At 46.4% G+C, this 22,468-nt stretch carries 17 protein-coding genes; 5 read left to right on the forward strand and 12 right to left on the reverse strand.

All coding sequences use genetic code 11. From position 1 onward, the window contains the following. Positions 1–8 precede the first annotated feature (8 nt). Both IR173_RS07485 and IR173_RS07490 read left to right on the forward strand, forming a co-directional pair. The gene (locus tag IR173_RS07485; protein ID WP_237039034.1) at positions 9–638 is read left to right on the forward strand and encodes an HU family DNA-binding protein; all 630 of its coding nucleotides are present in this window, start codon (positions 9–11) and stop codon (positions 636–638) included. A 45-nt stretch (positions 639–683) separates the two neighbouring features. After that, the gene (locus IR173_RS07490; protein ID WP_237039035.1) at positions 684–2,015 is read left to right on the forward strand and encodes a M64 family metallopeptidase; all 1,332 of its coding nucleotides are present in this window, start codon (positions 684–686) and stop codon (positions 2,013–2,015) included. A 4-nt stretch (positions 2,016–2,019) separates the two neighbouring features. Here IR173_RS07490 and IR173_RS07495 read toward each other — a convergent pair whose 3' ends face one another. The 7 genes from IR173_RS07495 to folP all read right to left on the reverse strand — a co-directional run bounded on the left by IR173_RS07495 (position 2,020) and on the right by folP (position 13,131). Further along, entirely contained in the window at positions 2,020–5,103 is a 3,084-nt protein-coding gene (locus IR173_RS07495; RefSeq protein WP_237039036.1) for an AAA family ATPase, read from the reverse strand. Positions 5,104–5,121: 18 nt separating this feature from the next. Continuing rightward, complete coding sequence (locus IR173_RS07500; protein WP_237039037.1) at positions 5,122–6,360, reverse strand: exonuclease SbcCD subunit D; 1,239 nt, start codon at positions 6,358–6,360, stop codon at positions 5,122–5,124. A gap of 64 nt (positions 6,361–6,424) precedes the next feature. Next, entirely contained in the window at positions 6,425–8,773 is a 2,349-nt protein-coding gene (locus IR173_RS07505) for a beta-galactosidase (RefSeq protein ID WP_237039038.1), read from the reverse strand. Positions 8,774–8,852: 79 nt separating this feature from the next. Next, a complete protein-coding gene (locus tag IR173_RS07510) occupies positions 8,853–9,983 on the reverse strand; it encodes a glycoside hydrolase family 43 protein (RefSeq protein WP_237039039.1) in 1,131 nt (376 codons plus the stop codon). Between the two features lie 398 nt (positions 9,984–10,381). Further along, on the reverse strand, positions 10,382–11,470 hold the full coding sequence (locus IR173_RS07515) for a DUF3810 domain-containing protein (protein ID WP_237039040.1): 1,089 nt from the start codon (positions 11,468–11,470) through the stop codon (positions 10,382–10,384). Positions 11,471–11,476: 6 nt separating this feature from the next. Beyond that, a complete protein-coding gene (cdaA, locus tag IR173_RS07520; RefSeq protein ID WP_237039041.1) occupies positions 11,477–12,241 on the reverse strand; it encodes a diadenylate cyclase CdaA in 765 nt (254 codons plus the stop codon). A 32-nt stretch (positions 12,242–12,273) separates the two neighbouring features. Beyond that, positions 12,274–13,131, reverse strand: a complete 858-nt coding sequence (folP, locus tag IR173_RS07525) for a dihydropteroate synthase (protein ID WP_262914280.1) — start codon at positions 13,129–13,131, stop codon at positions 12,274–12,276. 118 nt (positions 13,132–13,249) lie between these two features. Here folP and IR173_RS07530 point away from each other — a divergent pair, with 118 nt between their 5' ends. After that, positions 13,250–14,545, forward strand: coding sequence for a UDP-N-acetylmuramoyl-tripeptide--D-alanyl-D-alanine ligase (locus IR173_RS07530; protein WP_237039042.1), 1,296 nt, complete (start codon positions 13,250–13,252; stop codon positions 14,543–14,545). A gap of 240 nt (positions 14,546–14,785) precedes the next feature. On the opposite strand, the gene IR173_RS07535 is transcribed toward IR173_RS07530, so the two are convergent. Genes IR173_RS07535 through IR173_RS07550 form a run of 4 tightly spaced genes read right to left on the reverse strand, consistent with a single transcriptional unit; the run spans position 14,786 to position 17,775 of the window. Beyond that, positions 14,786–15,817 carry a GNAT family N-acetyltransferase gene (locus tag IR173_RS07535; RefSeq protein ID WP_237039043.1) on the reverse strand — a complete coding sequence of 344 codons (1,032 nt, stop codon included), beginning with the start codon at positions 15,815–15,817 and terminating at the stop codon, positions 14,786–14,788. Continuing rightward, entirely contained in the window at positions 15,801–16,703 is a 903-nt protein-coding gene (locus tag IR173_RS07540; RefSeq protein ID WP_237039044.1) for a DUF2156 domain-containing protein, read from the reverse strand. The genes IR173_RS07535 and IR173_RS07540 overlap by 17 nt, the downstream gene beginning before the upstream one ends. A 42-nt stretch (positions 16,704–16,745) precedes the next feature. Further along, complete coding sequence (locus tag IR173_RS07545) at positions 16,746–17,441, reverse strand: LrgB family protein (RefSeq protein WP_237039045.1); 696 nt, start codon at positions 17,439–17,441, stop codon at positions 16,746–16,748. Further along, positions 17,422–17,775: a CidA/LrgA family protein gene (locus IR173_RS07550; RefSeq protein WP_237039046.1), complete on the reverse strand. Its 354-nt coding sequence runs from the start codon at positions 17,773–17,775 to the stop codon at positions 17,422–17,424. The genes IR173_RS07545 and IR173_RS07550 overlap by 20 nt, the downstream gene beginning before the upstream one ends. 201 nt (positions 17,776–17,976) lie before the next feature. Here IR173_RS07550 and pta point away from each other — a divergent pair, with 201 nt between their 5' ends. Together pta and IR173_RS07560 are read left to right on the forward strand one after the other, a co-directional pair. Then, positions 17,977–18,990 (forward strand): phosphate acetyltransferase, encoded by a 1,014-nt coding sequence (pta, locus tag IR173_RS07555; protein ID WP_237039047.1) that lies wholly within the window; start codon positions 17,977–17,979, stop codon positions 18,988–18,990. A 20-nt stretch (positions 18,991–19,010) separates the two neighbouring features. Beyond that, positions 19,011–20,210, forward strand: a complete 1,200-nt coding sequence (locus IR173_RS07560) for an acetate kinase (RefSeq protein ID WP_237039048.1) — start codon at positions 19,011–19,013, stop codon at positions 20,208–20,210. 79 nt (positions 20,211–20,289) lie between these two features. Here IR173_RS07560 and IR173_RS07565 read toward each other — a convergent pair whose 3' ends face one another. After that, positions 20,290–22,467: an alpha-galactosidase gene (locus tag IR173_RS07565; protein WP_237039049.1), complete on the reverse strand. Its 2,178-nt coding sequence runs from the start codon at positions 22,465–22,467 to the stop codon at positions 20,290–20,292. Position 22,468 lies beyond the last annotated feature (1 nt).

A 22,468-nucleotide genomic window follows, 5' to 3' on the forward strand; every position in this document is an offset into this window, starting at 1 on the left:
AAGCACGAATGGCCATCAAATTTGAATTTTACGAGTCACCCAATACGATAGGTACGCACAAGAAGCAGTATCATGCCCGTGTGGTGAACAGAGAACTAATCAGCACCGACTATCTGGCACGAGAGATACACCATGGCTCTACACTCACCGTGGCAGACATCAAGGCAACCATCATCTCGCTCAGCGAGAAATTGGCCGATCACCTGAAGGACGGTGCGCGGGTGCACATGGAGGGGATAGGCTATTTCCATGTATCCCTGAGCTGTTCTGAGACACAAAATCCCCAATCTACGCGAGCCTACGACGTGAAAATCAAGTCGGTGACATTCCGTGCGGACAAGGAACTGAAGAAACAGTTGGTGAACGTGAAGACGGAACGCTCAAAGTACAAGCCTCATTCCATCCCGGTGACGGACGAGAAGATAGACAAAGGGCTGACGGAATATTTCCAGACGCACAGCGTACTGACCCGCAGAGAGTTCGAACAGCTGTTCACGCTGACACGCGCCACGGCCGGACGTTATATTACCCGACTAGCGAAGGAGGGAAAACTGCTCAACATTTCTATTCCGCATAACCCTATTTATGAACCGATGCCGGGATTCTACGGAAAAGAGAAGCTACCCGAACTGAAATAGGCAACAGACAATGTCACATGACCAATAAAAACAAGAGATACAAGTATGATAAGCAAAATCTCAAGATTAACCTTCCTCCTCATTATTGGATTGACAGTTTTGTCATGCAGTAAGGAAGAATCTCCTCTGACACTTACAGTCGCGCCCCAATCACTGCTGTTCAAACCTGATGATACCAGCCACGAACTGACCATCACTTCAGATGCAAGCTGGGAAATCACAGAGAAGAGCTGGGCTGAATGGATAAGCATTTCACCTCTGTCGGGAAAAGGAAACGGAAGCATTCAAGTTATAGTGAACGACAATAACAAACGTAACAATTCATCTTTCACACTATCCATTAAGTATTCGGGACAACAAGTATCCATTCCGATTACCGTTGAGACCAAGAACTATGGAAACGGAGGTTATACCGTATATCAGACCAGCAAAAAAGCCCATCCGATAAAACTGATAATCACCGGAGACGGTTATCTTCCGTGCCATTTTAATCATGGAGGACTATTCGATCAAAACGCTGACGAAGCCATTGAAGCTTTATTCGCTGTTGAGCCTTATAAAACATACAGAGAATATTTTTCAGTTTATAAGATAGCGGCTTTTTCAGAAGAAACCGGAATGAGCAGTGAAGTTGATAATATCCGGCGAAACACTGTATTCTCTAGTACACTCACCGGTGGGACCGGTGTAGAATGCGATTATGACAAGGTGCTCTCTTATGCCCTTCTTCCTCCTGACATTACAGAGACAGACTTAACAAACACATCAGTCTGTGTGATTATCAATGAAAACACTTATGCAGGCACTTGCTATACGATAAGCAATGGAATAAGCATTGCAATGATACCGGTCTCCCATCCGGAAGATTCTTATTATACAATAGAATTTCCCAACATAGTCCGCCATGAATTCGGTGGCCACGGCTTTGGAAGACTTGCTGATGAATACATAGCTTATGATACTACCATTCCTGATGAAGAGAAGGGCGATTTGCTGGCTTGGCAGGAGTATAATTACTTTTTAAATGTCTCGCCTTATGACACGAAAGAGGAAGTGCCTTGGAGCAGGTTTATCGGCAAGCCGGAGTATCCACAAGTCGGCATTTTCGAAGGAGGATATTACTATCCCCAAGGCATCACACGCTCGGAAGACATCAGTTGCATGGATGATAACAGACCGTACTTCAACACACAAAGCCGGTATCTGATAGTAGAAAGGATACTTCAGGCCACCGGAGAGGGACAACTGACTTATCAAAAGTTCTTTGATAAAGATGTGCAGAAAACACCACCGCCATTTGCACGGAGTTTAATCAGGCCAAAGAATTTCAAGCCATTGGCGCCTCCTATCCGTGTAATGGACAAGTCACGTAAGTAGCCGGTCATCCGGCTACTTGCACCCTGCTCCGTCCATTGCCGGTTTTCACTATCTGTATCTGTGCGGATATCCGTTCCGTCATTTCCGCCACGTGTGAAATCACGCCAATCTTACGCCCCTGCATCTGCAGTCGTTCAAGCGCGTCCATGGCTATACGGAATGTCTCAGGGTCAAGTGAACCGAAGCCTTCATCTATAAACAATGACTCCACATTCATCCGGTTGGAAGAGAACGAAGACAGGCCGAGCGCCAATGCCAGCGACACCAAAAAAGACTCACCGCCCGAAAGGGAATGAACAGTGCGCACCTCTCCCATCATGTCGAGGTCGACAATTTGCAAGGCAAGCGTGTCCGAGATACGTTGTAACTCATAACGCGGGGCAAGATTCTGCAAATGCTTATTGGCATAAAGCAAAAGCACGTCTAATGTATATCCCTGAGCTATTTCTTTAAACTTCACCCCACTCTGCGACCCGAAGAGCTCATTCAGTTTTGACCAGTTCTCATAATCCGACTGCTTTTCGTCCAACTCCTTCCGAATGCCTGCCAATGCCTGCCTGTTCTTTTCCTGCCCCTCCAGCATCAGGCCAATTTGAGTCAGGCGGGTAGCTTGCTGCTCTTGGACTGACTTACAAGCCGACAATTTGAGCGACAAGGACTCTTCTGTTTCCCCTTCCGATGGCTTATGCGAATCCTCTTCATGTTTGACCAACAATTGGCAACGCTCCGCCAACACAGCCTGCGCAGTAGTGAGCCGCTCTTTCAAGGCACCCAGTTCTTTCTTCTCCCGGTTAACCCAAGCGACATCTTTCGATAACAGTTCTTCCAACTCGGCACGAGTCGTAATCTCCTCCCGGCCGGACAGCCATTCGGCAATGCGACGGTTCTCTTCTTGCGACAACACCTCCAGACGTTCCACCTCTTTTTCCAGTTGGACAGACTGCCCTTTATAAGATTCCAATGCACCTGATAAATCCTGATATTGCTTCATGGCTATATCCCAGTGCCGCTGTAACTCTTCCTGCCTCATCCTGTTCTGATTCTCCACCTCGTGAGTGGGACGTCCTTCCAACAGCAGTGCACGCTGCGAACGAAGAGCCGTCAAGTCGGTCTCCAAAGCAATAGTCTTTGACTGTTTATCCTTTATCTGCACAGCATACGTCTCCTGTTCATGCTGCTTGGCATCCAGTTCGGCCTGTTGCCGTGACAATGCCTCCTTCGTGTCAGCCTGTTGTTGCAAACGCTCTTTCCATTGCTTGTCAAAGTTCCGTAACACGCCCTTCAACTGTCCTTTATCCAGTAAATCCTTCCAACCCGGAAGAATAGAAACATACTCTTTCACCTTAGACAGACATTCTTCAGAGCGGTGGGCGTAATTCTTGACAATGGTATCAAGCGTATTGATTTCCATTGTCCTGTCGGCGAGAGAAGCGGCAAGACGTTCCACCTCCTGTGCCACCTTCTCTTTTGCCCGATTCAGTTCCGCCTCCTGCAAGGATTGCACTTCGGTGAGAGTAGCAGCCGGATGATGCACGCTGCCACACACCGGACAGGGTTCTCCTTCCTGCAGCTGCGAGCGCAACAGCACTACCTCGGCAGGCAGCAGCCGGTTCAGGCGTTCGGCCTCCTCTTGCATGGCTTTCAGCCTTTTCTGCTCTATTTCCTGTAAGCCGGCAATCTCCTTCAGTGTTTTTTGATTCGATGACAACTGAGTCTCAGCCGTCTCCCGGTCTGTAAGAAGATTAAGCACCAATGGAACAGCCGGTATCAAATCTGCATAAACCATATAATGCCCAAACCAATCCTCTATCTCCTTCCAAATCACCTGAAGCTTCTTTATTTGTTGGTGCAGTCCGGCCAGTTCTCTTTCCAGTTTCTCTTTCCGGCCGAGTTCCTTCTTTTCTTCCGCCTGTGCGTCCAACCATTGCTTTTGCTTCTCGGTTATCTGTACATCCAGTTCCTTAGCTTTGTTCAATTGGGGAGTCAGTCCGACAAGATATTCCTGCCAAGCTGTTTGCGCCTTCTTTGCCGTATCCAATTCCTGTTGCGTTTTAGAAAAGAGCACAGTGGTTTGCCGCACTTGTTCCCGACGTTCTTCCAGCGTTTTCCTGTTTGCCGCCAGTTGTACCGAGGTAGCGACTGACTGCATAAACACATCACGGATTTCCTGCGCCTGTTCCACACGTGCCAATAAAGCATAACGTGCAGCCGACACTTCCATTTCAGTCTGAATACCTTTCCATTCATTCTCCGCTTTCTCTTTGTTACGAATAAGCGAACGCTTCTCCTCCATCCACTTCAGACAGGCAGAAAATGTATCCTCTTCCCTCTTCGAAGCGGCAAGAGAGCCGGAGAGCAGAAGTTTTTCCTCGTCCAACGCAGCCAATACATCATCAGCCAGAAGTTCAACTCCTTTCATACGCTCCTGTAAAAGTCTGAATTCCATATCCGCATTCTTGGTCTTGGCATAGATGGAAGAAGAAACACGAGAGTAAATCTCCGTTCCTGTCAACTTTTCCAATATTTCAGCTTTCTCTGCCTGTTTAGCTTTCAGAAAAACGGCAAAATCGCCCTGCGCCAATAAGACCGACCGATTGAATTGCTCGAAAGACAGGCCGATGAGTTGGGATACTTTAGCAAGTAGTTCCTTCCTCGTGCCCTGCTCTTCAGTGTTCTTGGAAAGATTCATCAGGCGCAAACCGACACTGCGCAACACACCCGAAGGCTTACCTCCGGCACGACAGACTGTCCAGGTGGAGCGGTAGGTTTCTCCTGTCAAAGCGATGAAGTCCACTTCGGCATAACCTTCGGCTGTTCCGCGGCGCAAGACGGAACGGCTGTCACTTTGAGCAATCGTCTTATTACGAACATCGGCCAGCTCCACTTTCGCTTCTCTTGCTTTGGTCATACGCGGAGTGGAATCGAACAGTGCAAGACACAAAGCATCCAGCAAAGTAGACTTACCGGAACCGGTGCTACCGGTAATGGCAAAGATGCCGGCATTTTTCAATGGTTCGACTGTAAAATCCACCTCAAATTCTCCTGCCAAAGAAGCAAGATTCTTTCCACGAATAGCTAATATCTTCATAATGAACGGTTGTCTTAATTACTCTTTACCGGCCTCGCTGATGACTTCCTGCAATAACTCTTTCATAGCAGCAGGCATCTTCTGTCCTTCGTATCTCCTTTTATAATAATCGAGCGCCACATCCAACGGACGAATCCCCCGTAACTCTTCATAGCTCACAGCCCGGAGGCCACTCTCCTTTTGGACAGGCATCACCGCCACCACACGCGCCAACCTCACCGATTTGCCTTGCAGAGCCGATTCTATTTTATATTTATAAGAAGTATCGGGTTCTGTCATCTGTATTTTCACTTCCAGATAGGGCGAACGCGCACTTATCTCTCCATCGGGCAGTCCATGAATGGCTTCCAAAACTTCCTCCAACACCGCAGGCCGGTCAGGAATACTCAGCAGGCGGGCATAGGGCGGCACGTCAATCTGAAGAATCTTCGTTTTATCTTCTTCATAGTCCACCATCACCACACCGCTTCTGTTGCCTTTTTCAGAGAAAGACATGGGAATGGGAGCTCCTGAATAACGTACATTCTCTCTTCCGGAAACTCGCTGCGGACGGTGAAGGTGTCCCAACGCCGTATAAATAATCTGCGTATCAAAAGCCTCCGGCGAGATGCCTTCCACACCCCCGATAACGGTACGTTCGGAACGGTCTTCACCGGATATCTCCGAGCCTGTCGCCTGCAGATGCCCCATGGCAATAACAGGTTTACCTTCATCTTTCAATTCGGCAAACAGTTGTCGGTAGAGGCTCTGAACGCCTTGCGCATAATTTTCGGCAGGCGGATAATCTCCTTGCCGCAGAAAAGGAACGGCAAGGCAGAATGCAGCTATATCATTTATATTCATATCCTCTTGCGAACGTCCGGCACCGGGTTTGTAAATCGGTACAATGAGGTGTGCCAAGTCTATGTCACCGTCCGCATCCCGCTTCACCACTCCCCTCACAGTGATGTTCATCTCCTCCAGCAATGGGTTCGGCGCTTCCAACCGTGCTGCCGAATCATGATTACCGGCCGTAATAATGATTTGCAGCATAGGACACTCGGTTGTCACCCGGCGGAGAAAGGAGTAATACAGCCGTTGAGATTCGGCCGAAGGATTCGGCCCGTCAAATACATCTCCGGCAACGAGAAGAACGTCAATCTTACGTTCTTTGATTAGCCTGCACAACCAGTCAAGGAAACGGACATGCTCATCATGGCGGCTGTATTCATAAAAAGTCTGACCCAAATGCCAGTCTGCGGTATGTAGGATTTTCATATTTCTGATTATACATTCTTAGTGGCTTGTACTTTTGGCACGCATTCCAAATACAGGAGCTAATTTAATAACTGAAGTTTCCTGTTTTCACATATACCTTATAGTCTTTAATCATGCCCGGCGCTCCCTGTTCTGCACGTGGCAGGATACGGAAACCGGTGACATTGTATTCCTTTCCCAAATCAATAACCACCTGATGGGGATAGGCCACATTATCTACCGTCTGCCAGAAAGTGCTTTCCTGCAAATCATAAATCTTATCGGCTGTACGGTTACCGCTGCGGGTTTCCTCGCTGTCGGCATACACAATCTTCCAATTTTCGCGCGGAATCTTCTGTCCTTTTTCATCCAAGACATCAAACTCAGCCACTGCCGCCACATTTGTCCCATCGAAAGAAGACAAACCTTCCAAACAGAAATAACGTCCTTTGACAGCAGGTACTTTTACTTCCTGCCAACCGTTGCCTTTATTAAAACTGCCGGCAGCTGCAGGTGTCTCATTCATCAGCTTCAGGTTTTGTCCCTCTTTCCGATGAGTCTCGGGAACATCTACCCGAAGCATATCCAAAATCGGTTTATCCAGACCGCTGACAGTTGTTTCACGCGGACCTTTCAGGTCAAGGACAATAATCTCATTCACTCCCTTCTTGAGCCAGCATCCCGGCATATAGAGTGTCTGTTGAGGACCGATTTCCCAAAAACGTCCCATCGCATGACCGTTCACCCATACCATACCTTTTCCCCATGATTCCATATTGAAGAAAGTATCTGCCACTTTATCCAAAGTAAAAGTGGCACGGTAATAGGCAGGTACAGACTCATCGTTTTTCTCGATACCGCAGAAAGCAGAAGAGTTCATATCCTGATAATTCTTGGCTGCCACAAAATCATAGTTCACCGGGAAGTTATAGACTGTCCAGTTCTTCAGCACTTCCGTATCCTTACCTTTGACGAGTTCCACCTTTTCGGTAATACCTTTGCGGTCATGAATAGACTTGTCGAAGTTCACACGTCCCATCGCTTCTACCAGCAGGTCAAGCTGTGTACCAGCTTTCAGGTCGGGCAGAACGACTTCCTGTTCACCGGCACGGCGGTCGAGGCGTGCCAGCAGTTTACCATCGGCAAAGACTTGTGTCCAGTCATGCTGTTCCGTTATTCTCAATACTGTACCCGCTTTTACTTCCTCCGGCAGGCTAGTGCGATAAAGAATAGTTCCCCAGCCCTGATTGAATTTCTCCATCGGCTTGATATCTTCGGTCTGTTTCGGCGTCGGGAGATTATTGATTAACGGAGCAATCTGTGTAAACTTGATGGCAGGTACCTCCATAACAGGAAGTGCTTGGGGCACTTCGGGCAGTTTTTCACCCTCTTGCAAATAGTTCTTCAACATATCGCGAAGAGCAAAGTATTTGTCGGTAGTCCAACCGGCCTCACTGATGGGAGCATCATAATCATAACTGCTACACATGGCTGAGTATGCCGGATTATTGGCACCGCCCCACCAGCCGAAAGTAGTACCGCCATGAGTCATATACAGACTGAACGAAATACCCTTGTCGAGCATTTCTTTCAAACCTTCCACCATCACTTCTCCGGGACGAGTCTCGTGTTTGCGTCCCCAATGATCAAACCATCCACTCCAAAACTCACTGCACATTAGCGGAGCTTCGGGACGAACTTCACGCAACTTAGCAAATTGTTTGTCAATATTGGCTCCGGTTCCGAAGTTGACTGTCCAAATCAGGTCGTCAAGACCATTATTGAGGAAATTGGAACTCCAGTCACACTGGAAAAGAGGTACTTCGGTAAATCCTGCCGCACGGACTGTATCGCGGATAGCAGATACATAAGGCTTGTCTGTTGCATAAGAACCGTATTCATTTTCCACCTGCACCATGATAATGTTTCCGCCCCGAGTGATTTGCAAATCATCCAACTGCTTGCCCACTTCGTGCATAAACATACCGACACGTTCCATGTAGTACGGGTCAAGGGTGCGCAACTTAATACTATCGTTCTTCAACAACCACCAGGGAAGACCGCCCATTTCCCATTCGGCACACACATACGGTCCGGGACGAACGATTACATACATCCCATGCTTCTGCGCCAGTTTACAAAAAGCGGCAAGGTCTTTATTACCCGTAAAATCATAATTCCCGGGTGTTTCTTCATGCAGATTCCAAAAGACATAAAGACAAAGAGTATTCATGCCCAATGCCTTACACATTTCAATGCGGTGCTCCCAATATTCACGCGGAATGCGCGGGTAATGCACCTCGGCAGCCTTAACAATAAAAGGTTTTCCGTTCAACAGGAAGGTATTCTTTCCGGCTTCAAATGTACCGGGCTTATTGCCACTACATCCTGCCAACAGGAGCACCGCCAATAACAAAGTCAGTAATTTCTTCATATAATAGTTTTCTTTTTAATGTTTGTTTTTCCACTCTCATCATGACAAAAAATCAGGCTCGGTCAACTAGAAAACGCAGTCAATCCAATGTCCAACTGTCCTTCCATTCCACCACCGGTACACCATCCTTAAACTGAATAGGCAACCAAATATATCGGGCATCACTCGGATGTTCGGGACGCCAAATGTCTCCCATAAAGATAAAACAATCCTTGCGTCCCTCCACTTTCAGAATATAAGTGCTTTGACCGCCAAAAGTAATTTCCCGGTTCGGCCCCACACAAGGATTAGGGTGCTGTGTCCACGGTCCCCAAATGGATGGGGCGGAGAACATCCGGGCTTCATTGGGAGCCCAGCCGGTGCAACCGGAAGTTATCATCCAATACATGCCCTCCTTCTTAAAAATGGCAGGAGCCTCGTTCTGTCCGGCAGGTGCCACACGCGCATATTTCCCAGTGTGTGAAAGATAGTCGTCACTCAGTTCGGCAATGTGCAGGGTAAGATTCTCTTCTGAAGCAAAAATATGATAAGCCTTACCGTCATCATCCACATACACCGTCATGTCTCTTGCCATCTGTCCGCCTTCGAGGTCGCGTTTCAAGATAAGTCCCTTGCCGACAGCATCCACCCACTGCGGAGTCCACCACTTGGCATAGTGCAATTCATTCAGTGTATCCATTGTCGCCTGTGCCTGTTCGTCCATATCGAAAGGAAGTTTTCCGGCATTGACACGGCCGGAACGGATAAAGTGATAAGGGCCTGTGGGAGTGTCGCTCACCGCCACACCCGAACGAGCTGCTTCATAACCCTTGCCTTTCAGCTCAAGATGAAACCACATCACAAACTTCCTGGTCTTTGCATTATATACTACTTTAGGCCGCTCAAGGATACAGCCGCGTGCAATGTCGCTGCTGTCATTGTCTTCTACGGCAAGTGCTACACCTTCATTTTTCCAATCGGTAAGATTCTGGGATGAGTAACACATCACTCCCACCATGGCACTGCTGGTGGTGTCACATTTATTTTCGCCAAACCAATAATAAGTACCGTCGTGATACATCACTCCACCGCCATGAGCGTTGATATGTTCTCCGTTATTGTCTGGCCACAATTCACCTGAACGGATGGGAGACGGCTGTGTGCTACAACTGCACAGTAAAATTAATCCCCAAAGGATAACAGCCGAAAGAATCTTATTCATGCTATTCATAGTATATATGTTTTTTTCGTTTACGGATACAAATATAATGAGTTTTATGGAGAACGAGAGCCTAATATCCGGTCATTAAAGAATAAAAAACGGTCATTTTACAATTCAGCCGCCCCGGAACGCTATCCGAGACGGCTTAATCAGTTTCTCTCATTAACAAAAAATTTTTATTGCATAAATTACTGCCTTTACAGCTAAACAGCAGCGTATCACAGATGTACCTTGTTTATAATCTTAAATTTCCACCCTATTAAGATGGTATAAAGGTAGAAAAAAACAACCATATAAGCAAGAAATGTTATTGAAAAGAACTGAAAAATTTACTTTTCGGGAATCAAAACCAATAAATAAAGTCCCGGCGAACGCCTCATCGACGGTCGGAAGAAGGAGGGCGGCTGTTACGGAAGAGCAACGGATACTTCACGCCCCCAGTCCGCGAACTCTCCCTTCTCCCGATTATATGAAGCGGCAATGAGAAGCTCTACCACCTGACCATAATTTTTCTTTCCTCCCGAAACACGGTTCCCTTTCAGAAAAAGATTATAAGCAAAATCCTGTATCCCGCCGAGCAAAGGACTGTACTTCCCGCTCCAATATTTCTGTTTCATCTCGTAATTATGCCATATTTCAGGACGGACACTTTTTCCCCACTCCCGAAACCTGTCATCAGACAATAACTTTTTGGCACTGGTCGCCACATAAGGCAGCAGACTAAAGTATCCGCTATATTTCATTGCTTCAGAACCAGACTGTACACAGACCAGGAAAGCAAAATAATTCGCCTCTGCCTCACTGCCTATTCCCAACAAATGGGCAAACTCATGTGCCATCGTAAAGGGATATTGTTCGGGCAGTAACTCTTCATTCACTTGCGCCTCAGCAAAGAACGGCCCCATGGAACCCAATACGCCCACACTCGAATACAGCGGAGTAAATCCAAAATGCTTGACGTGCTGCCACGGCTGCGGCCGGGCCAACCCATAACAAGAAGGAATATCGGCATAGCTTCTTTTGACGACAGCCTCCACCTTCTCTCTTTCCATACCTGTGTCAGGTGTAAATGAAGCGTTCAGACCTTCCGTGTAGACATCCAGGAATTTCATGAATATCTCCTCTTCATATTCCACGGGCTTCAAATGGCAACGTACATAAAGACTCGGACGGAAGTAATTCAATCCCCATGCCATATAGAACCAGATGATTATCCACAGTACCAGCATAGCCAAACGCCGGAAAATGACACGCCAACCATCTCCACGCCTGCGTGCTGCGACGGGAATAAATATCATCAGGAACACCACAACTGCAGCCATTATCTCCTCCCAGGAAACAGGAATAACGGACGAAACGGCCGATAACACAAAGGATACAGCCGGATAGACATAATCGGCATATCCGCGTGCGCAACTGGGAAAGAAGCGGCAGAGCATCATATAAATTAATAACGCAACCGGAAGAATAACACCCCAACGACGCAACATACCCATACTAATTTACTCTTCTTTCGTCAAAATACGTTCCAATTCCTCGGCGGTGAGCCTGAGATGAAACTGCCCCTTATAGGCAACTGAGATACCTCCGGTTTCCTCAGATACGATTATGGCCAGCGCATCCGTCTCCTGCGACACTCCCATGGCTGCACGGTGCCGCAATCCCAACTCCTTGGGAATATTCAAATCATGAGACACGGGAAGAATACAACCGGCCGCCTCGATACGTTTGTGGCGGATAATCATTGCCCCATCGTGTAACGGACTGTTCTTGAAAAAGATATTTTCAATCAGCCTTTGGTTGACATTGGCATTAATTACCTCACCCGTGCGGATAATATCATTCAGCGGCATCGTCTTTTCGATAACAATCAACGCCCCCACCTTGCCTTTGCTCATACTCATACAAGCAAGCACTATCGGCATAATGTCCGCCTTCTCGGTCTTCTCCTGCTTATTTCCCGTCAGAAAACGGAAAAAGCTACCCAACCGCTTATGCGAACCCAGCGTAACAAGAAAACGGCGCAACTCGTCCTGAAATAAAATAATCAGAGCCAGCACACCCACGCTTACCAACTTATCAAAGATAGAGCCCAAAAGCTTCATCTCAAGAACTTGCGACACAATCAGCCAAATGCCGATGAAAACCAGAATCCCCGTAAAAATATTGATTGAGCCCGAATCCTTCATCAGCCGGTAAGTCTGATATAGCAAGTAAGCCACCAGCAGGATATCAATAAGGTCTTTTATACTAAAGTCGATAAACATCTTTCGCTATATTATTATTCAAGATTATACTATTAACAGTCGATAGCACATGACTTCATCTGCTGCACAATCCGCACAGTTTCCACAGCCTCCTTCACGTCGTGCACCCTCAAAATGTTAGCACCCTTCATGAGTGCAATGGTATTGAGTGCGGTCGTGCCGTTCAGCGCATCTTCGGGAGTAGCGTCCAAAAGTTTGTAAATCATCGACTTGCGCGATATCCCCACCAGTATCGGAAGGTCAAAAAGACTGAAGTCTTCCAGACATTCCATGAGCCCATAGTTATGTTCCAGTGTCTTGCCGAAACCGAAGCCGGGGTCAAGAATAAGGTCTTTCAGCCCCAACTCATGCAACTGATGTATCTTCCGTGCAAAATACTGGAATATTTCCTTTACCAAATTATCATAATGCGGAGCCTGCTGCATGGTTTGCGGAGTACCCTTCATGTGCATGATAATGTAAGGAACGCCCAACTTGGCTACGGTAGAAAACATCCTGGAATCCATCTCTCCGGCCGAGATATCATTAATGATGGCCGCACCGTATTCTTCGACACACATCCGTGCCGCATCCGCCCGGAAAGTATCTACCGAGATGGGAATCGAAGGACATACATCAGTAATCACTTCAAGCCCCATCCGCAGACGACTCATTTCTTCTTCCAATGAAACATGGTCGGCATTCGGACGAGAGGAGTATGCACCGATATCAATAAAGTCAGCGCCCTCATTTACTATTTCCACCACGCGTGCGGCAATCTTTTCCACTGTTTGAAGACGGCTTTCACTGTAAAAAGAGTCGGGCGTTACATTCAGAATCCCCATTACCCGCGGCTCTGACACGTCCATCAACTGCCCCTTTACATTAATATATTTGCTCTCTTTGTTCATTATCTCTACGAAGCGTTATTTACATCGTACAAAAGTACGCACAATTCTTGAGTTTTTGTTATTTCCTGAACTATTTTTCAGCTATCTTTGCCGCAACTAATATTAATAGAAAGGTAAAATGGATATTTCAACTTTATATAAATGTTTTACAGAGTGCAGTGGAGTAACCACCGACAGCCGTAACTGTCCCGAAGGCTCCATGTTCATAGCCTTGAAGGGAGAGACATTCAATGGAAACGCCTTCGCTGTACAAGCGCTGGAGAAAGGTTGCCGATATGCGGTAGTGGACGAAGAACAATACACCGGCGGAAGCCCGCATATACTTTTGGTAGACAACTGCCTGCAAGCCTTACAGGAACTGGCCAACTTCCACCGTCGTAAGTTAGGCACCTGCATTGTAGGCATCACCGGTACCAACGGAAAAACTACTACCAAAGAACTGATAGCCGCCGTACTTCAAAAAAAATACCGGGTACTTTACACATTGGGCAATCTGAACAACCACATCGGCGTGCCGCTCACCCTGTTGCGCCTCACCTCCAACGACGAACTTGCCGTGATAGAAATGGGTGCGAACCATCCGGGTGAAATTAAATCGCTCTCTGCCATTGTCGAGCCCGATTATGGTATCATCACCAATGTAGGCAAAGCACACCTCGAAGGATTCGGCTCTTTCGAAGGAGTGATAAAAACCAAAGGAGAGTTGTACGAACATTTGCGTTACGGAGGCAAGCACGTCATCTTTATTGACAGGGATAACGAGCATCTTAATAAAATTTCACAAGGACTGACCTGTATCACCTATGGCACAGAAAACGAAGCGGAACTCTACGTCAGTGGCCGGACGGGGGCATGTGCCCCATTCCTCACTTTCGAGTGGGAGCATGAAGGCAGACAGCACAAGGTAAGCACTCATCTGATAGGCTCTTACAATCTTAAAAATGCCCTTGCCGCCATCGCTATCGGACGTTTCTTCCATGTAACGGAAGAACTGATTTCGGAAGCACTGGAAGAATATGTTCCACACAACAACCGTTCGCAACTCACCCCGACAGCCGACAATAATCTGATTGTGGATGCCTACAATGCCAATCCTACCAGCATGATGGCGGCATTGGAGAATTTTCGTCGGATGGAAGTGCCGCACAAGATGGTCATTCTGGGCGATATGAAAGAATTGGGCAAGAGCAGCCATGAAGAACATCAAAAGATAGCCGGTTACCTGGGTGAATGTGAATTTGAACGCGTCATTCTGGTCGGAGAAGAATTCGGGCAAGCGACTTCCTCTTACGAGCATTATCAAGATGCCGGCCAATTGGCGGAAGTTTTGAAAAAGTCTAAACCAAAGGGATTCTACATTCTCATAAAAGGTTCGAACAGCATGAAACTCGCCCCGCTACAGGAGTTGCTTTAAAGCAGTTCAATATATCAGGAGGATGTTTCTAAAGTAACATATTTTGTAGTATTCGGGAGTGTGTCAAAACTAAACCAGTCTATCCAATCGTCAGCTGTAGGGGCAAGGTTTGCCTGCCCGAAGACACAAAGTAAACTGTTTTCGGGCGAGCGAACCTCGCCCCTACGAACGAAACGACAGCATTATCCACGTTTTGACACAACCCCCTACAGTAACTTTATAATCTTAATCCGCCTTTCTTCAATTAAGCATCAAACTCATGTAAGGGTGCTCCGTCTCAAGTAACTTGGCTGTGAGGCTTTCTATCGTATAACGATGATATTCCCTTCCTTCCCGATATCCATGATAACAATTACCATTTTCCACTATATAGTAACCATTATTTTCAGGAATAGCATCATCGTCCTCTATTTGAATGGAAAAACTCAGCACCGGATGTTTCCTTGCAAGTATGGACAGCATCTTTTCCACATGAATCAAACGTGCCATTCCCAACGTGGACGAATCCCCGGAGGAAGGATGGATATACTCGATAACAGCTTCAGGATATAAGATTGCAGCGGCCGACAACAAGGTATCTTTGACCGCCTCAAAGCCTGCCTGTCCGGGAATACCGTCTGCCAATAACTCTTTAACATACAAAATTCCGGTGTCCATTACCACAAAAGCCAGCCCTGCTATCCGGTCTGCCTTGCGCGCCACAAGCAATTTACCTCCTCCCAGCCGCAAGTCCGCCATAATCACCAGAAAATCTTCATAGCTATGTTGCACACAGCAGACGCGCTCGCGCATACGGCTATCAAAGTACTGATACAATTCAACCCAATCCCCATCTTCCTCTTTCACCCTGTAAGAACCGGAAGGAGTAAGTTCCTCTACGTTTATCCTTTCCATCACATAACCGAATCGCGGAGTATATCCCGACTTTGCATAATAGCCAAGCAACCATTTCTCTGCCGGTATAAGGGTGCTGAGCAAAATACCGTCATCATACATACGACGGTGAGTCAGCCCCAACAAGCGGCGCATGGCTCCATGCGACCTATAGTCGGGATGGGTGCACGCACCCGAAATGTAAGAAGTGGCAATCGTTTCCCCGCAAAAGGTCATCGGGTAGGGAATCATCTGCAAAGCGGAAATGATTTTCCCCTCTTCGCGAACAGCCATATTGATATCATCTCTATATCTCAGGTCGAAATACAGGTCAGTAAACTCCTCGCTGTCCGTAAAACAGAGTTTCCACAATGCTTTTACTTCATCCTTTGTGGTCATTGAGCTCAGCTATACATTTTTCGAGCAAGATAGTCGGCTGATAAGAAAGCTTCGCCTTACGCAGTCCCTCCAGTCCGAGGTCTTCCTCACGATTGATATACATATACTGTTCATCGATATGATTGGCATACTCATAGTTTATCATGGCGTAAGAGCCTTCGATATCGGTATTCGCTTTTTCCACACATGTATCCCATGTCTGATAGTTGATGGGAGCACCATAAGTGAATGCGGCTATCTTGCCGTTCACGTGTAATACTCCTCCGGTCAGTCCCAACTCTTCCAGGTGATGAAGGGCGAAAGTCATGGACTGCCGTTCGGCCCCCAAAGCCATTTGTTCATCACAATTATTGGCACGACACCACTCCTCTTCCATCTTCAGGCATTCAGGAACAAGCTCGGGAGTCAGAAATCTGTACTCGTAATCGGGATACTGTTTCTTGAACTTGTTAATATGATTACGTTTGGACTGATATTTCTTGCCCTTCAAGGTAGCCAGATCAGTGCGCAGATAAAGATAGTCAAAATAGTCACGGTCTTCGGTAAAGGTGAAACGGCCCGGCATCACTGCTTCAAGGTCTGCTTTCATTCCTACGCATACACCCAGCATACGAAACTTTGCCCCCAATGCTTCAGCATCCTCAATCAGTGCTTCCAACACCGGTTTTACGTCTCCCGTTCCTACCGGCATCATGTAGGCCAGCTCTTCACCGGCATAGAAGCGTAGCAACAAATAGCCGTCCAAAACGGCATACTTGGTCTGGTATAGGAATGTCCAACTACAGAGGTTGGCAAATGATAAGTCGCAATTGCGACGTTGGCTGTTCAGCGTAAATGACTGTATCAGCTCTTTATCCGCTAAAGTAATGTCTTTGAATTCTATCATAAAATGTTTGTTTCTCTAATAACAAAGATAGAAGCGTTTTTGTTAAATGACACCCAATAATTTGAGAATTGTTGGAGTGAAAATAGCTGTCATTATCCCATTCAATGTCAATCCCAGACTGGCATAAGCTCCGTATTTTCCACTGATTTCCATAGCCGTAGATGTTCCCACTGCATGAGTAGCCGTCCCCATAGACAACCCTTGAGCTATGGGGCTGCCTACATGTCCCACACGCAACACCTTAAAACCGAACACCGCTCCAAATAATCCCACAACAACGACAACGGCCGCTGTCAATGAAGGAATTCCTCCGGTGGTTTTCGACACCTCCATCGCAATAGGGGTAGTGACTGACTTCGGAGCCAACGAACAGATAATATCGGGTGTAGCTCCCAACAACTTGGCAATGACAACCACAGCCACCAATCCCACCAGGCATCCCGCCAACTGCGAAATGATAATCGGCAATAATTGCTTCTTTATCATCTCCAACTGCAAGTACAGAGGAACGCCCAATGCCACTACCGCCGGTTTCAGCCAAAATTCGATGAGCTGTCCGCCCTCATTATAAGTTTCATAACTGATGCCGGCAAATTTCAAAAATAGAATAAGCACGGCAATGGTAAGCAATATCGGGTTCAAGATAACCCAGCCTGTCTTCTTCTGAATGACGCGCGACAGAAAAAACACCCCAAAAGTGACCGCCAACAGAAAGAACTTATTTTCTAAATATTCCATTTGATTTACGAACTAATTGATGAACCCATCCGGTAACCACAAGCACCAGAACAGTACTGACTAAGGTAGCAATCGCAATCGGCCAAAACTGTGCCGCGATTACATCAAAATAAAGCATCAGCGCCACTCCGGGCGGCACAAAGAAGAAGCCAAGATTAGCAACCAGGAAATCGGACAACCCCTGCACCCATTGCAGTTTTATCCAACCCAATTTCAAGAAAAGGGTGAGAAGCAGCATCCCTATGATACTGGAAGGCAGCTTAATGCCTGTCAGAAAAACAATCAGTTCACCCAAAGCCAAACATCCGAAAAGGATAGCGCATTGACGTATCATACCTTATTAATTTAATAAAAACTTATTGAAAACTGCGCAAAGTTAAGGAAACATCCTGTTTGGTGTTCAATAACATACGTTTTTTGCATACTTTAAACCAAAAATAATACAGGTTTTGCAATGTAGATATTGCAAAATTACCTAATTTTGCATCGTGAAAAACAACACTCGTCTTTAGAACGTACATAATTAATATATATCATGGATTTAATATCTGAAATCGTAGAGCGCGCGAAAGCAAACAAACAGCGCATCGTTCTTCCTGAAGGAACAGAAGAACGTACATTAAAAGCTGCCAACCAAATATTGACAGACGGTGTTGCCGACCTTATTTTATTGGGTAATCCCGATGAAATCATGAGCCTGGCTAAAGAATGGGGTTTGGGAAACATCGGTAAAGCCACTATCATCGACCCCGAAAATCACCCTAAGAAAGAAGAATATGCACAACTGCTGTGCGAACTTCGTAAGAAAAAAGGTATGACTATCGAAGAAGCTCGCAAACTGGTAGTCGACCCGTTGTATTTGGGATGTTTGATAATCAAAGCCGGAGATGCCGACGGACAGTTGGCAGGTGCCCGCAACACTACCGGTAACGTGCTTCGTCCTGCATTACAGATTATCAAGACAGTACCGGGCATTACTTGTGTATCAGGCGCCATGCTGCTGTTGACCCATGCTCCCGAATATGGAAATAACGGCGTTTTAGTAATGGGTGATGTTGCAGTAACTCCGATGCCGGATGCCAACCAGTTGGCTCAGATTGCCGTTTGTACCGCCCAAACTGCCAAAGCAGTTGCAGGCATTGACCCGCGTGTTGCCCTGCTGAGTTTCTCAACCAAAGGTTCTGCCAAACATGAAGTAGTAGACAAAGTGGTTGAAGCCTTAGCCATCGCCAAAGAAATGGCCCCCGATTTAAAAATCGACGGTGAACTGCAGGCTGACGCCGCTTTAGTTCCACATATCGGTGCAAGCAAAGCTCCGGGTTCGGAAATTGCCGGAAAAGCCAATGTGCTGGTAGTTCCTTGTCTGGAAGTCGGTAACATCTCTTATAAACTGGTAGAACGTTTAGGACACGCTACAGCTATCGGTCCGATTCTGCAAGGTATCGCCCGCCCGGTGAACGACTTGTCACGCGGATGCTCTATCGACGATGTTTATAAGATGATTGCAATTACTGCAAATCAGGCTATTGCTGCCAAAGCAAACAATTAATATAATAAAGAAACAACATTATGAAAATATTAGTGCTTAATTGCGGTAGTTCTTCTATCAAATACAAGTTGTTTGATATGACTACCAAAGAAATCCTGGCACAGGGTGGTATTGAAAAAATCGGATTGGTAGGTTCTTTCCTGAAGTTGACTTTACCTAACGGTGAAAAGAAGATTCTCGAAAAAGATATTCCCGAACATACTGCAGGTATTGAATTTATCCTGAACACATTGGTCAGCCCTGAATATGGTGCAATCAAATCTTTGGAAGAAATCAATGCAGTAGGTCACCGTATGGTACACGGCGGTGAACGTTTCAGCGAATCTGTGAAACTGGATAAAGAAGTACTGGATGCATTTGCCGCTTGCAACGACCTCGCTCCGCTTCATAACCCGGCTAACTTGAAAGGTGTCAATGCCGTTTCAGCTATCTTGCCCAATGTACCTCAGGTAGGTGTATTCGACACTGCATTCCACCAAACAATGCCCGACTATGCATATATGTATGCCATCCCATACGAACTGTATGAAAAATACGGCGTACGTCGTTATGGCTTCCACGGAACCTCTCATCGCTATGTTTCAAAGCGTGTATGCGATTTTCTGGGCATCAACCCCGAAGGTTCTAAAATCATCACTTGCCACATTGGTAACGGTGGCTCCATCTCGGCCGTTAAAGACGGTAAATGTGTAGATACCAGCATGGGACTTACACCGCTTGAAGGACTTGTAATGGGAACCCGCAGCGGTGACATCGATGCAGGTGCTGTTACCTTCATTATGGAAAAAGAAGGTTTGACTCCGACAGGCGTTTCCAATTTGTTGAACAAGAAGAGCGGAGTACTCGGCGTATCAGGAGTATCCAGTGATATGCGTGAATTGGATGCAGCTTGCAAAGAAGGCAATCCGCGTGCTCTGCTGGCAGAAAAGATGTATTACTATCGCATCAAGAAATATATCGGTGCTTATGCTGCCGCTATGGGTGGTGTAGACGTTATCTTGTTCACCGGCGGTGTAGGCGAAAACCAATCACAATGCCGCGAAGCTGTGTGTGACGGCTTACAATTCATCGGTGTGGAATTGGATAAGGAAATGAACAACAAAATTCATGGTGACGAAGCCATCATCTCTACTCCCGAATCAAAAGTCAAGGTAGTAGTTATCCCGACAGACGAGGAATTAATGATTGCCAGTGACACACAAACAATCTTGGATAAGTAATTTTATTGTTTGGTTAAATAAATATCGAAGGCCGCTTGCGCGAGATGCGTAACGGCCTTCCTTTTTTTTTAACTGTTCTTTATTGAGCGATAAGCTCAACTACACGACTTTGTGTCTGTCCGCCGGTAAATACATTCAGTCCGACCTTCATCAGATAATCTCCTGAGAAAGTTCTACCATTGGCATCCAGTCTTGATTTCTTTCCGGGCATCAGATTAATCTCTTCCACCTTATACATCTTCGCCGGATCCAATCCCTGCAATTTCACAGGCAACAGTTTCTCGCCAAAACGGGGATGGATATCATAAGCATACAGCACTGCTTGCTTCCGTCCTTCGCCCACATACATCACAGACATGTGATTGCCTTCATACGGAGAAATCAAGCGATAAAGTTCTCCATCCAGAATAACGGGCTTCAAACGGTTAAAGTTGGCAACCGCATTCTGGCAGTAGGCCAATTCGTCTTCACTCAATTCTTTCAAGCCCATATCGAAACCGAGTTTACACATAGAGGCTACATCAGTACGGAATTTCACACTGGTCTTGCTATTCCAGCTAGTGACATGAGCACACATAGCCTTAGCCGGGAAGAATTGTGAGAATCCCCATTGGATATACAAACGTTCGATAGGATCGGTATTATCACTACACCAAAATTCAGTAAAATATTTCAGTGCCTCATAATCACAACGTGCACCACCGCCCGAACACAGCATCATCGGCACATTGGGATACTTGGCTTTCACTCTTTCCAAAACATTATAAACGCCACGCACATGGTTGATATAGAGTTGGTCTTGCTTCTCTTTCAGATAGGGAGAATAAACATTGGTAATAGGGCTGTTGCAGTCCCACTTAAAGAAAGCCACATCCGGATTCTCAGTCATGATATTATCTACTACACCAAATACAAAATCCTGCACTTTCGGATTGCTCAAATCGAGTACCAGCTGATTACGGTAATAGTATGTTTCACGATTAGGCAGATGGATAGCCCATTCGGGATGCTTCTCAAAGAGCTCACTCTTCGGGTTTACCATTTCCGGTTCAATCCAGATACCAAACTTCACACCGGCTTCTTTGGCAGCAGCCACCAACGCAGGCACTCCATTAGGCAGTTTACTTTTTGTAGCCTCCCAGTCTCCCAAACCGGTATGGTCATTGTTACGAGGATACTTATTGGCAAACCAACCGTCGTCCAGCAAGAACATATCCACGCCCAGATGCTTGGCTTCCTTCATCAGTTCCACCAAGACTTTCTCATCAAACTTGAAACCGGTATTTTCCCAGTTATTGAGCAATGTCATACGATCACCCTTACCATCTTTCAACTGATAGTTACGCGCCCATGCATGAATGTTCCGGCTCGCCTTACCCGTTCCCTCCTTACTCAGCGTAAAGACAAACTCGGGAGTCTTGAACACATCCTTCGGAGCCAGTTCATAATAAGAAGCGTAAGGATTAATGGCAGGAATCACTCTCAGATTGCCTTCATTATCCACTTCAAACGTAAAGCGGAAATTTCCGGTCCAACCGATAGTTCCCAACAGCACATCCCCCTGATGCTCATTGGCAGGCCGGTCAAAGCCCAACTCAAAGAAAGGCTGGACAAACATAGCCGCACGGCTTCCCAACTTGGTATCCAGGAGCTTTTTTCCGAATTGCAACTCTTGCGTACTCATCTGTACCTCTTTGGCCCAATCACTGCTGAACTCAGTCAGGAAATACTTCCCTGCAGAGAAATACAGCATAGTGGACGAATAACGTGAAAGCATCACCGGCTTTTTTTCCTGATGACTGATTTCACTCCAAGTCTTTATGACATCCTCTTTGGGATAAGCTACATAATGTAAGGTTACATCTACAGGATACTGATTATCGCGCAAGCGGATAATTGTTTCCGTCCCTCCCTCTACTGCCTTGCTTTCAGAAGACACATAACGCAATATGGTACACGGATTTCCATCGTTGTGAGTAATGGAAACGGCAGGTTCAAAATAATCTTCGGCACCCGAACCGGCATATACCTCCCAGCCATTGGCCGAAGCATCCTTGCCCGAAGCAGACGGAAGACTGACAATATCCTGTTCATTCAGCAGTTTACTGCCCAGATAAGATTGGTACAAACGTCCGTTAGGAGCCACTTTCAAGATTAAATCCGTATTGTCGGTCGACACACGAATCGTTTTTCGGTTTTCTGCATTCACTTGAAGATATGCAAAGAATACAATTAGTAATAGAAAGATTTTCTTCATG

Origin of the sequence: Phocaeicola faecalis (assembly GCF_021730445.1) — a bacterium.
Classification (GTDB): domain Bacteria; phylum Bacteroidota; class Bacteroidia; order Bacteroidales; family Bacteroidaceae; genus Phocaeicola; species Phocaeicola faecalis.

Bases quoted from the DNA above. Each gene is read 5' to 3' on its own strand.
- IR173_RS07565 (WP_237039049.1), bottom strand. From the start codon at position 22,467: ATGAAGAAAATCTTTCTATTACTAATTGTATTCTTTGCATATCTTCAA.
- IR173_RS07505 (WP_237039038.1), bottom strand. From the start codon at position 8,773: ATGAAGAAATTACTGACTTTGTTATTGGCGGTGCTCCTGTTGGCAGGA.
- IR173_RS07515 (WP_237039040.1), bottom strand. From the start codon at position 11,470: ATGGGTATGTTGCGTCGTTGGGGTGTTATTCTTCCGGTTGCGTTATTA.
- IR173_RS07560 (WP_237039048.1), top strand. From the start codon at position 19,011: ATGAAAATATTAGTGCTTAATTGCGGTAGTTCTTCTATCAAATACAAG.
- IR173_RS07485 (WP_237039034.1), top strand. From the start codon at position 9: ATGGCCATCAAATTTGAATTTTACGAGTCACCCAATACGATAGGTACG.
- IR173_RS07495 (WP_237039036.1), bottom strand. From the start codon at position 5,103: ATGAAGATATTAGCTATTCGTGGAAAGAATCTTGCTTCTTTGGCAGGA.
- folP (WP_262914280.1), bottom strand. From the start codon at position 13,131: ATGAACAAAGAGAGCAAATATATTAATGTAAAGGGGCAGTTGATGGAC.
- cdaA (WP_237039041.1), bottom strand. From the start codon at position 12,241: ATGTTTATCGACTTTAGTATAAAAGACCTTATTGATATCCTGCTGGTG.
- IR173_RS07540 (WP_237039044.1), bottom strand. From the start codon at position 16,703: ATGATAGAATTCAAAGACATTACTTTAGCGGATAAAGAGCTGATACAG.
- IR173_RS07530 (WP_237039042.1), top strand. From the start codon at position 13,250: ATGGATATTTCAACTTTATATAAATGTTTTACAGAGTGCAGTGGAGTA.
- IR173_RS07500 (WP_237039037.1), bottom strand. From the start codon at position 6,360: ATGAAAATCCTACATACCGCAGACTGGCATTTGGGTCAGACTTTTTAT.
- IR173_RS07490 (WP_237039035.1), top strand. From the start codon at position 684: ATGATAAGCAAAATCTCAAGATTAACCTTCCTCCTCATTATTGGATTG.
- IR173_RS07535 (WP_237039043.1), bottom strand. From the start codon at position 15,817: ATGACCACAAAGGATGAAGTAAAAGCATTGTGGAAACTCTGTTTTACG.
- pta (WP_237039047.1), top strand. From the start codon at position 17,977: ATGGATTTAATATCTGAAATCGTAGAGCGCGCGAAAGCAAACAAACAG.
- IR173_RS07510 (WP_237039039.1), bottom strand. From the start codon at position 9,983: ATGAATAGCATGAATAAGATTCTTTCGGCTGTTATCCTTTGGGGATTA.
- IR173_RS07550 (WP_237039046.1), bottom strand. From the start codon at position 17,775: ATGATACGTCAATGCGCTATCCTTTTCGGATGTTTGGCTTTGGGTGAA.
- IR173_RS07545 (WP_237039045.1), bottom strand. From the start codon at position 17,441: ATGGAATATTTAGAAAATAAGTTCTTTCTGTTGGCGGTCACTTTTGGG.